This window comes from Selenomonas sp. oral taxon 136 (genome assembly GCF_001554015.1).
Taxonomy (GTDB): domain Bacteria; phylum Bacillota; class Negativicutes; order Selenomonadales; family Selenomonadaceae; genus Centipeda; species Centipeda felix.
In genome coordinates this window covers 826,099-837,500 of sequence record NZ_CP014239.1, presented here as the reverse complement: position 1 = coordinate 837,500, position 11,402 = coordinate 826,099, and the positions used below count along the sequence as shown (strand labels likewise).

The window sequence follows — 11,402 nt, the reverse complement described above, 5'->3', positions numbered from 1 at the left end:
GGACCTAAGCCGAGGCGAAAAGCATAGGCGATGGACAACTGGCGAAAATTCCAGTACCGGGCGACTTCGTTTGAGGATGGAGTGACGCAGGAAGGAAGCTGAGCGCGCGAATGGTTGGGCGCGTCGAAGGCGGTAGGCTGATACGGAGGCAAATCCCCGTATCATAAGGCCGAGAACCGATAGATAGGAAAGACTACGGTCAATCTGAATTCAGCTGCACTACACTGCCAAGAAAAGCTTCTAACGAGAAGTCGTCCGCCCGTACCAAAACCGACACAGGTAGGCGGGGAGAGAATCCTAAGGTGCGCGGGAAAACCCTCGTTAAGGAACTCGGCAAAATGCATCCGTAACTTCGGGAAAAGGATGGCCGCTGATGGTGAAGACATTTACTGTTGGAGCTGTTGGTGGCGGCAGAAAAGAGGCCCAAGCGACTGTTTACCACAAACACAGGTGCCTGCGAAAGCGCAAGCTGAAGTATAGGTGCTGACGCCTGCCCGGTGCAGGAAGGTTAAGGAGAGTTGTTAGTCCTTGAGATGAAGCAGCGAACTGAAGCCCCTGTAAACGGCGGCCGTAACTATAACGGTCCTAAGGTAGCGAAATTCCTTGTCGGGTAAGTTCCGACCCGCACGAAAGGCGTAACGATTTGGGCACTGTCTCAACGAGGGACCCGGTGAAATTGAAATACCTGTGAAGATGCAGGTTACCCGCGACTGGACAGAAAGACCCCATGGAGCTTTACTGCAGCTTGGCATTGGTCTTTGGCATATAACGTACAGGATAGCCGGGAGACTGGGAAGTCATATCGCTAGATGTGATGGAGTCACCGTTGGGATACCGGCCTTTATATGCTAAGGATCTAACTAGTACATTAACAGTGTATAGGACAGTACCAGGCGGGCAGTTTGACTGGGGCGGTCGCCTCCGAAAGAGCAACGGAGGCGTCCAAAGGTTCCCTCAGCGCGGACAGAAATCGCGCGCAGAGCATAAAGGCAGAAGGGAGCTTGACTGCGAGACTGACGGGTCGAGCAGGTACGAAAGTAGGGCTTAGTGATCCGGTGGAAAGAGAGTGGAATTGCCATCGCTCAACGGATAAAAGCTACCCTGGGGATAACAGGCTAATCTCTCCCAAGAGTCCATATCGACGGGGAGGTTTGGCACCTCGATGTCGGCTCATCACATCCTGGGGCTGAAGCAGGTCCCAAGGGTTGGGCTGTTCGCCCATTAAAGTGGTACGTGAGCTGGGTTCAGAACGTCGTGAGACAGTTCGGTCCATATCCATCGCGGGCGCAAGATACATGAGGGAGGCTGCTCCTAGTACGAGAGGACCGGAGTGGACGGACCAACGGTGTACCGGTTGTCCTGCCAAGGGCACGGCCGGGTAGCTGCGTCCGGAAGGGATAAACGCTGAAAGCATCTAAGCGTGAAGCCCGTCCCGAGATGAAGTATCTCATTCCTAAAAGGAAGTAAGACCCCTTGAAGAAGACGAGGTAGATAGGCTGGCTGTGGAAGCACAGCAATATGTGGAGCTGACCAGCACTAATCGGTCGAGGGCTTGACTTATTCTAAGAAGGTATTGCCTAACAATTTGCTGACGTTTCTTCTGTGAAGTTTTGAGTGAGCAAGACTCATTCAAGTATGCGGTGATGATGCCTGGACGGTTCCACCTGTTCCCATTCCGAACACAGCAGTTAAGCGTTCACAGGCCGAGGGTACTTCGTTGGAGACGACGTGGGAGAGTAGGTAGTTGCCGCAAGAACGAGGGATTCGTGATGATTCACGAGTCCCTTTTGTTTTGTGGAGGTATATGATGAAGAAAAAACTCGCGGTAATTCTGTTTGGGCTGATTTCCCTTGGCATCGGATTGCTGCTGCTGCATCTCTCCCCCGACCCGATGGCTGAGAACCTGGAGCTGGCACGGGAAGCCTCGAATGCTCAGGAAGCGGCGGCGGCGATTTCCGCCAATAACAAAAAGGATGTCGTTTACAGCACCGTCGCTTATCTCTTTGTCGGCATTGGATTCGGCACAGCGGGCTACGGTGTTTTTATGAGTGGAAAAAAGGAAGATTCTGAGGAAAAAACCTAAAATATCCTTGTATCGTCAGTATACTTTGACTATAATATGTGTCAGCTATCTTTTTCAATGCAGTGAAAGAAATCCATGATTTCTTCGGGAGGTACTTTCATGATTCTGGATCGTCTGGAAAATCTGCCGCTCGGCAGATTCCAGTACAAACTGCTTGTTGTCACGGGGCTTGGCTGGCTGTTTGATGCGATGGACACGGGGCTGATCGCCTTCGTCCTGCCGGTACTGGCGCGCGAGTGGAGTCTCACGCCGGCACAGGTGGGATGGATCGGCTCGATTGGGCTGATCGGCATGGCGCTTGGAGCGGTGCTCGCAGGGACGATTGCCGACCGCATCGGTCGCAAGCGGGTGTTTACGATCACGGTTCTCCTCTATAGTATCTCAACGGGGCTCTGTGCCGTTGCGTGGAGTTATGAGTCGCTGCTCGTGTTCCGCTTCCTTGTCGGCTTCGGCCTGGGCGGAGAGCTGCCCGTCGCAGCGACACTGATGAGCGAGTATGCACCGGCACGCCTGCGTGGACGCTTCATTGTGCTCCTTGAGAGTTTCTGGGGGCTTGGCTGGCTTGCGGCGGCATGCATTGCCTATCTTCTCATCCCTGTCTTTGGCTGGCAGGCGGCGTTCTTTATCGGTGCACTGCCCGCGCTCTATGTGTTCCTCCTGCGCCTGCACATGCCTGAGTCGATCCGTTATCTCCTCGCCAAGGGGCGTGTGGACGAGGCGAAGGCGATTGTGCGCGATATCGAGCGCCAGCTCCAGATGCCGGAGCGTCCCTTCCTCGATCAGCTTGCCCCGCACCGTATGCAGGCGGAGCAGGTGGAGACACCGGGATTTTCTGCGCTCTGGGCGAAGGGAATGCGCCGCCGTACGATGATGCTCTGGCTCGCATGGTTCGGTATTGTGTTCAGTTATTACGGCATCTTTATGTGGCTGCCGTCGATGGTCTATGCGCAGGGCTTTGCCATTGTCAAGACGTTCGAGTACGTCCTCATTATGACGGTCGCTCAGCTGCCGGGCTACTATGCGGCGGCCTACCTCGTGGATGTGATCGGCCGCCGCTATACGCTCGGGCTCTTCCTCCTTCTCAGCGGCGTATGCAGCTATTTCTTCGGCAATGCAGGTGATGTCACTGCCCTCCTTGGTTGGGGCGCGGCGATGAGCTTCTTCAATCTCGGCGCGTGGGGCGTCATCTATACCTATACACCCGAGCAGTACCCAACGGCGATGCGCGCGCTTGGCAGCGGCTGGGCGGCAGGATTCGGCCGCATCGGCGGAATGATTGCGCCGATGCTCGTCGGCGTGATGCTCGCCAACATGTTCCCCATGAGTGGCATCTTTATGATGTTCGCGACGGTCTTTGTCGTTATCGCGGGGACGGTGCTCCTTCTCGGACGTGAGAGCAAACAGCAGACGCTTGAAGAGTTGGAGCACGCACTCGGAGAGACGTGATCTTTGGTCTGCTCATAAATAAACGAGGGGCGGCGCTGTGAAATGTTTCGCAGCGCCGCCCTGTTTTCATCAAGCTTTTGGATTGTGTTCCATCCCCATGCCCCACGGCATCGGTTTTGCGCTGTGAGAGGTGCAGCCGGCGCGACTGACGGCGGCGGAGCCAGCGAAAAAACTGGCGAAATCTGTGTGTGTGTGCTACAATAGAGCAGATAAACTCTGTTGTAATATATTTTTTGAGGTGACATTTTGCGATATAACTGGAAGCGCCTTGCGGCGGCATCTCTTTTTGCGCTGGCGGTACAATTCTACGCACCGCCGTCCTTTGCGATGCCTCCGATTCTCCCGTACAATGAGGTGACGGAGGGGATGCAGGGAACGGCGTATACCGTGCTCGATACGACGGGTGAGGTGCGCACATTCCCCGTGGAGATCGTCGGTCAGATGGAGGGCGGCAAGGGCTCTCAGCGGATGATTATGGCGCGGACGAGCGGCAATTTCATCGAACACGTCGGCGGTGTCCTGCAAGGGATGAGCGGCAGTCCGATCTATGTAGACGGTCGTCTCGTAGGAGCGCTTGCAGCGGGGCTGAAGGATCTCAGCCCCTATACCTTTTTCATCACGCCGATCGAGGACATGATTCCGCTCTGGTCGATGCCCGACACGAAGAATAAGACGCGCATCGACACGGTGGATGTCGTGCGCGCCGTTGAGGAGCGCAAGAAGGCAAAGGAAAAGGACGAGCTCCGCGAGCGCGAGAAGAAAGTCGGCAAGATGACACACGCCGAGCGTGAGGCGGAGTGGCGTGATACACTCGCCGCCCTGCGCGGAGAGAAGACAGAGGAAACATCTGCGAGCGGTGCAGGTGCGTCAGAGGCGCAGAAGGCTGCGGACGACACGCATGACACGACCGCTGATGCTGTGCAGAGTGCGGACAAAGGTGAGCAAACGTCGACCGATCCCGTCACATCATCTCCTGCAGCTAAGAAAGAGAATGTGCATGCTGCCGAGGAGAAGTCTACCTTCTTCGTGAGCGGATTTGGATCGGCGGGGCTGCGCTATCTAGAGAACAATATGCCTGCAGGCAGTACGTTCCTTCCGCTGGGAACGGTCAGTGCAAATACGCCCCTTCCCACGCGCTATGATGCCTCTCTTGCAGGCGGTCAGCCCGTCGGGGTCGCCATTGTCTACGGCGACTTCAGCATCGGCGCGACGGGAACGGTGACGGCGGTGGACGGCAAGAAAGTGCTGGCATTCGGTCACTCCTTTATGCACAAGGGAAACGTGAACTACTTCATGACGGATGCCGATGTGGTCGGGACGATTGCAGGCCAGAGCAACGGCGTGAAGATCGCGAACATCGGCAGTGTGATCGGGCGCATCAATCAGGATCGTGAGACGGGCGTTGCGGGGATCCTTGGGACGTTTCCCACCGCTGTTCCCATTCGCATTCACGTGAAGGACGACGCGCTTGGCACGGAGGAGACCTTCGGTGCGCAGATTGCCTACGATGAGGATTTCCTGCCCGTGCTTTCGGGCAGCATTGCCTATGCGGCGATGAGCCGTGTGTCGGATTCCCTTGGCAGCAGCACGGCGCGCATCCGCTTTGCCATCCGTACGAACGCCGTGGACAGCGGGGTCTTTGAGCGGCGCAATATGTACTACAGCGCGGCGGATGTCGGGCAGGTCGCCGTGACCGAGCTGCTGCAGGCGATGAATATGATCGTGACGAATCCGCAGGAGGAGTCCGATATTCTCGATCTCGATGTGGATGTGGAGCTCACGGGCGGACGTCAGACGGCCGTTCTGGTCTCGGCGGTGCCGGATAAGCTGGTGGTAAAGCCGGGCGACACGGTGACGTTCAAGACGAAGATTCGCCCCTATCGCAAGCCGGAGGAGACGCTGTCGATCCCCTATCGCGTGCCGAAGGCGCAGCCGGCGGGGACACTGAACCTCGATATTCGCGGCGGAGGATTTGTCCCCGTGAACCCCTTGGCACTCCTCGCGCAGGCGGGGCTCGAGATCCCCGACGACGAGGAGAAGTTCAAGTCGACGGAGGATAAGCTCCGCGAACTGGCGGAGAAGGGGCAGAACAATGAGATTATCATAGCGCCCGGCGCGGCGCCTGCTCCGACTTCGGATAAGGAAATGAAAAAGCGTATGCGGGAGGCGGCCAAGGCATCGGAGCGCGCGGCAAAGCAGACGCCGGAAAAGCGTGTGACCTTGCTTGGCGATCCGAAGAAGAAGGAAGAGAAAGAGAAGTTCTTTGCACCGTATGTGATTGAGAATGTCATACACGCAACACTCAAGGTAGAGGGATGAGCCGCAAGGAGGACGAGGGCGAATGGAACAACTGGTCATTCATGGAGGGCATCCCCTGCGCGGCCATGTGAAGATCGGCGGGGCGAAGAATGCGGTGCTGCCCATCATTGCGGCGGCATTGCTCGGTACAAACGGAAGCAGTGTGCTGGATGAGGTGCCTGCACTCGAAGATGTCTATACGATTACGGCGGTGCTGCGTGCCCTTGGCGTAACGGCGGACTACACGGTATCGGAGCATCGTCTGGTCATTGATGCATCACATATTGCGACGGTCGCAGCCCCCTACGACCTCGTCCGCAAGATGCGCGCGTCATTTCTCATCATGGGCCCCTTGCTCGCACGCGAGGGGCACGCAGAGATCTCGCTGCCGGGCGGCTGTGCCATTGGGACACGTCCGATCGATCTGCATCTCAAGGGCTTTGAGGCGCTCGGGGCGGAGATCGAGATCACGCAGGGCGACATTCACGCGCGTGCGCCGCATGGGCTCAAGGGGGCGCGCATCTACTTCGATTTCCCGAGTGTCGGGGCGACAGAGAATGTGATGATGGCGGCGTCCTGCGCCGAGGGCCAGACGATCCTCGAGAATCCTGCGCTCGAGCCGGAGATTGTCGATCTCGCGAACTATCTCAATGTGATGGGGGCGCGCATCCGTGGCGCGGGAACGAACCGCATCAAGATCGACGGCGTGTCGGAGCTGCACGCGGCGGACTATACGATCATCCCCGACCGCATCGAGGCGGGGACGTACATGGTCGCGGCGGCGATGACGCGTGGTGATGTGTTCATCGAGAACGCAATTAGCGAGCATCTGAAGCCAGTCATTGCGAAGCTAAAGGAAGCGGGCGCACAGATCGAGGAGGATATCGCCGGGGTGCGCGTCTCTGCCGACCGCCCGATGAAGGCGATTGATCTCAAGACGATGCCCTATCCCGGTTTTCCGACGGATATGCAGGCGCAGTTCATGGCAATGCTCGCCGTCGCCGAGGGGACGAGTGTCGTGACGGAGACGGTGTTCGAGAACCGCTTTATGCACGTCGATGAGCTCGTGCGCATGGGTGCACGGATCCGTGTGGACGGACGGACGGCGACGGTCGAGGGCGGCGCACTGCTCAGCGGCGCACCTGTGCGGGCGACGGATCTGCGTGCGGGTGCGGCGATGGTGCTTGCAGGGCTGGTTGCGTCGGATGAGACGCGTGTCGGCTACATCCATCACATCGACCGTGGGTACGATGATCTCGTGGCAAAGCTCGTGGCGCTCGGGGCGGATATTCAGCGCGTGGATGCGGAATGGGCAGGCGTGTAAAAATTGCTTGCATAATAAAGAATGATGCGATAGAATAAATTCAGAACGATGGATTGAGGAGGTATGAAGGATGAAGCACATCAAGACGGTCAACAAGCCGACGATGCAGTCCACGCTCTACACGGGCGGCTGCGGCGAATGCCAGGCATCCTGCCAGTCTGCCTGCAAGACTTCCTGCACGGTGGGCAATCAGCCCTGCGCGAAGTAAGACGGGGAAATCGGCACAGCCCTTCTCGTTTGCGAGAGGGGCTTTTTCTATGTGTTGCTCCACTAAGGTTTGCTTCAGCGTATTACATTTCCAAGAGTGGTTATGAAGGAGAACAAATGAAAGTCCGAACGCATAAGTTCAAGCAGAACGGCATGCACATCCTCGTCGATGTGAACAGCGGCGCGGTTCATGTGATCGACCAGATGATTTACGATATGATGGATGACTTCGATGGGACGAACGACGAGGCGGTTGTTGCGCGTCTTGCGGGACGTTATCCGGCAGTGGAGCTGCGCGAGGCATGCGGCGAGCTCCACGAGCTGATGGCGGCGGGAGCCCTCTTCGCGCCCGACATCGACGTGCCGCCGACCTTCAAGTCGCGCGGATTGGTGAAATCCCTGTGCCTGATGGTGGCACAGGACTGCAATCTGCGCTGCAAGTACTGTTTCGGCGATGGCGGCAGCTATGGTGGGCAGCGCGCAGTGATGTCGCCTGAGGTGGGGCGTGCGGCGGTCGATTTCATCATTGACGGCTGTGGTCCGCGCAAACACTGTGAGATTGATTTCTTCGGCGGCGAGCCGCTGATGAATCTGAGCACGGTGAAGGCGGTGACGGAGTATGTGCGTCAGCGTGAGCAGGAGACGGGCAAGGAGTTCAAACTGACGCTCACGACGAACGGGATGCTGCTCTCCGACAAGAATATCGCATGGCTGAACGACAACCATCTCTCCGTCGTGCTCTCAGCGGATGGACGGCGCGAGGTGCACGATGCGATGCGTCCTGATGCGGGCGGACATGGAACGTACGATGTGGTCATGCGGAACTTTAAGAAGCTCGTCGATGCGCGCGGCGGCAACGACTACTACCTGCGCGGGACGTATACGCACGAGAATCTCGACTTTACGAAGGATGTGCTCGCCATGAATGCGGCGGGCTTTGACATCCTCTCGATGGAGCCGGTTGTGCTGAAGGACAGTCCGCTTGGCTTTACAGAGGAGGATCTGCCGCGCATCTATGCGGAGTATGACCGCCTGACGCAGACCTATCTCGACCGCGTGCGTGCGGGGAAGGGGTTCTTCTTCTTCCACTTCAACATGGATCTCAACCATGGTCCCTGCGTGGCGAAACGACTGGCGGGATGCGGGGCGGGGCATGAGTACTATGCCGTCGCGGAGAACGGCGATCTCTATCCGTGCCATCAGTTCGTAGGGCGTGAGGGCTATCGCCTTGGTTCGGTCTTTACGGGCGTGGAGAGTATGGAGCTGCCGACGTACTTCCGCAACTCGCATGTGCTGAACAAGCCGCTCTGCCGTGACTGCTGGGCGCGGTTTTACTGCAGCGGCGGCTGCCACGCGAACGCCGATCTCTTTCATGGGGATATTCGGCAGCCGTACGAGATTGGCTGTGCGATTCAGAAGAAGCGTCTGGAGTGCGCGATTCTTGTGCAGGCGGTGCTCGCGATGGAGAAGGAAGAGGGGGAAGAGGAGCAGAAAAAAATTTCTTGACAAGATTTTCATCTTCCGCTATAATTCGCTATGTTGCTGAGAGAGCGATAGGGGTATCGCCAAGTTGGTAAGGCACGGGATTCTGAATCCCGCATGCGTTGGTTCGAGTCCAGCTACCCCTGCCATTTGAATTTTGAGGAGCTGCCCTGAGGGGCAGTTCTTTTTTTCTTTTTTATTGAAACTTTTTATCATCTCTGGTAGGATAGATAAAAATGCCAGATAAGGGGAATGATCATGAGCAGCGAGAAAAAGGGAATCGGCGTGTGTCCGCTTCTGCAGATTGTGCTGAATGCGATATTTTTCATTGGCATACAGACGACCTTTGCGCCATGTGCACCGCATGAGGATGGAACGTGGATGACTTGTCATTGGGCAGGAGAGGCGCTGACGGGGCTTGCTGCCGTTATGCTCATCCTGTCCCTCCTGCATCTTGTGCCGCTGCGCTCAGGAACAAAGACAGGGCTGGCCATTGCGATGATTCCGCTCGCTGTGCTGGTGATCTGTCTTCCGGGACATCTTATTCCGCTCTGCATGATGGAGACCATGCGGTGTCATACGTTGATGCAGCCATCGGTCAGCGTGATTGCCGTGCTGAACATCGTCCTTTCTGCCCTGTATCTGTGGCAGCATCGAAAGGGGGAGAATGAGTGAAGTTCAGTGAAGCACTTGCCCTGCGCTCCTGCCGCAGGAATATGGCACGCTCCGCGACGCTTGCTGTGCTGACGGGGATTCTTGCCCTCGTGATCTTCGGCGGCTCGGAGATGCTGCTCGGGCTGCAGGGCGGTCTGATTCAGTTTCAGCAGCGGCTCGGTGCAGATGTCATTGTCCTGCCGAAGGCGGCAGAGGGAGCGGGCTCGCTGGAGGGGGTGCTCGTGCAGGGCGTTCCCGCGCAGTTCTACATGGAGGAGCACTATCTCTCCGATCTGCGCAGCATGGCGGGAGTGGCGCATGCGACGCCGCAGTTCTTCCTTGCCTCGGCACATGCGGGCTGCTGCTCCGCAGCGGTGCAGCTGATCGGCTTTGATCCCGCCTCGGATCAGACCATTCAGCCGTGGATCCGCGAGAGCTATGGCGGTACGGTCGGCTATGGCGATATTCTCGTCGGCAGCGGCATTTCCGTGCCTGCGGATGGGATGCTGACGTTCTACGATCTGCCCTGCCGCGTTGTGGGACGGCTCACGCCGACGGGAACGGGGATGGATACGGCGGTTTACACGAATATGGAGACGATCCGTGCAATGATGGCGAATGCATCGAAAAGGGGCTTTGATGTGTTTCAGGGGGTTCCGACGGAGGATGCGATCTCTGCCGTGATGATACGGACGGCGGACGGGTTCTCGCCCGAGGGCGTCGCAGAGGCGGTCAATGCGGCATATCCCGCGCTTACGGCGCGCCCTGCACACGGAATGGTGCACGCAGTGGAGCAGGGACTGGGCGGTATCTTGGAGATGATCGGCGGGCTCGTCATAGTGGTCTGGGTGATCGCCGTCGTCGTTCTCGGCATCGCCTTTCACCTGTCGGCGCGCGAGCGGCGGCGCGAGTATCTGATGCTGCGCATCGCGGGGGCGGCGCGCGGCTTTTTGACGCGCATGATGCTGACGGAGGCGGCACTCGCCTCGGCGACGGGTGCTGCGGCAGGAGTTGCACTCGGCGCACTGATTATTCTGCCCTTTGCCGGCCTGATGAAGGCGGGGCTGATGCGCCCCTATATTCTCCCCGACGGCGGGACGATTCTGCTGCTGGCGGTGAATACGCTCCTCGCAGTGACACTGTCTGGGATGCTGGCGGCGGCGTGGACGGTGGGGCGCGTATGTACGGCGCCGATCAGCACACTGCTGAGGGAGGATGGATGATGGAACTGCGGGCGGAGAAAATCAGTCAGGATTTCCTGCGCGACAGTGCGCGGGAAGGGTACATTGTCGCTGTGGCGGAGACGGATCTGTGCCTCTCCTCCGGTACGGTGACGGCGGTCATGGGGCATTCGGGCAGCGGCAAGAGTACGCTGCTGCATATCTTGGGCGGGCTCCTGCCGCCCGTGACGGGGAAGGTGCTCATAGGGGAGACGGATCTCTACGCACTGCCCGAGGATGCGCGTGCGGAGCTGCGCAGCAGTACGCTCGGCATTGTGCCGCAGCAGCCGATGTCGCTTCGCGCGCTGACGGTGCGGGAGAATGTCCTCCTCTCGGCGCTTCTCTATGGCAGGGAACAGGACGTGTCTGCACATGCGGATGCTCTGATGGAGCGGCTTGGCATCGCACCGCTCGCGCATGTCTGTCCGTCGGAGCTTTCGGGCGGGGAGCTGCGCCGCATGATGATCGCGCGGGCCCTTGCCGGCGTGCCGCAGATTTTGCTCCTTGATGAGCCGACGGGCGACCTCGATGCGGAGAATACACGGCGCGTGCTTGATCTCGTGCGCGAGACTGCCGATGCAGGCACGGCAGTCCTCCTCGTCACACATGAGCGCGAGGCAGCATCATATGCGGATATTTGCTATATGATGGCAGAGGGGCGGCTGACGCGCTCTGCGTAGTACAGAAA

General features: G+C 58.2%; 9 protein-coding genes, 1 tRNA gene and 2 rRNA genes (1 of these 12 running past the window's edge). All 12 read left to right on the top strand.

Going from position 1 to position 11,402, the window contains the following annotated elements; all coding sequences use genetic code 11:
* Nucleotides 1–1,560, top strand: a 23S ribosomal RNA gene (locus AXE86_RS03860) (it extends 1,510 nt beyond the left edge of the window).
* 76 nt (nt 1,561–1,636) lie between these two features.
* A 5S ribosomal RNA gene (rrf, locus tag AXE86_RS03855) occupies nt 1,637–1,753 on the top strand.
* Between the two features lie 54 nt (nt 1,754–1,807).
* Nucleotides 1,808–2,083 carry a hypothetical protein gene (locus AXE86_RS03850; RefSeq protein ID WP_061944886.1) on the top strand — a complete coding sequence of 92 codons (276 nt, stop codon included), beginning with the start codon at nt 1,808–1,810 and terminating at the stop codon, nt 2,081–2,083.
* Nucleotides 2,084–2,182: 99 nt separating this feature from the next.
* Nucleotides 2,183–3,529 (top strand): MFS transporter, encoded by a 1,347-nt coding sequence (locus AXE86_RS03845; RefSeq protein WP_061944883.1) that lies wholly within the window; start codon nt 2,183–2,185, stop codon nt 3,527–3,529.
* Nucleotides 3,530–3,775: 246 nt separating this feature from the next.
* Nucleotides 3,776–5,848 (top strand): SpoIVB peptidase S55 domain-containing protein, encoded by a 2,073-nt coding sequence (locus tag AXE86_RS03840; RefSeq protein ID WP_061944880.1) that lies wholly within the window; start codon nt 3,776–3,778, stop codon nt 5,846–5,848.
* 22 nt (nt 5,849–5,870) lie between these two features.
* Nucleotides 5,871–7,151: a UDP-N-acetylglucosamine 1-carboxyvinyltransferase gene (murA, locus tag AXE86_RS03835; RefSeq protein ID WP_061944878.1), complete on the top strand. Its 1,281-nt coding sequence runs from the start codon at nt 5,871–5,873 to the stop codon at nt 7,149–7,151.
* A 70-nt stretch (nt 7,152–7,221) separates the two neighbouring features.
* Nucleotides 7,222–7,359: a six-cysteine ranthipeptide SCIFF gene (gene scfA / locus AXE86_RS03830; RefSeq protein ID WP_006691237.1), complete on the top strand. Its 138-nt coding sequence runs from the start codon at nt 7,222–7,224 to the stop codon at nt 7,357–7,359.
* 116 nt (nt 7,360–7,475) lie between these two features.
* Nucleotides 7,476–8,864, top strand: a complete 1,389-nt coding sequence (scfB, locus tag AXE86_RS03825) for a thioether cross-link-forming SCIFF peptide maturase (protein WP_061944875.1) — start codon at nt 7,476–7,478, stop codon at nt 8,862–8,864.
* Between the two features lie 49 nt (nt 8,865–8,913).
* A tRNA-Gln gene (locus AXE86_RS03820) sits at nt 8,914–8,989 on the top strand.
* Between the two features lie 103 nt (nt 8,990–9,092).
* The gene (locus tag AXE86_RS03815; protein WP_061944872.1) at nt 9,093–9,515 is read left to right on the top strand and encodes a DUF4418 family protein; all 423 of its coding nucleotides are present in this window, start codon (nt 9,093–9,095) and stop codon (nt 9,513–9,515) included.
* Entirely contained in the window at nt 9,512–10,717 is a 1,206-nt protein-coding gene (locus tag AXE86_RS03810) for an FtsX-like permease family protein (protein WP_061944869.1), read from the top strand. The genes AXE86_RS03815 and AXE86_RS03810 overlap by 4 nt, the downstream gene beginning before the upstream one ends.
* On the top strand, nt 10,714–11,394 hold the full coding sequence (locus AXE86_RS03805; RefSeq protein WP_198145285.1) for an ABC transporter ATP-binding protein: 681 nt from the start codon (nt 10,714–10,716) through the stop codon (nt 11,392–11,394). Before AXE86_RS03810 ends, AXE86_RS03805 begins: the two co-directional genes overlap by 4 nt.
* Nucleotides 11,395–11,402: the final 8 nt, after the last annotated feature.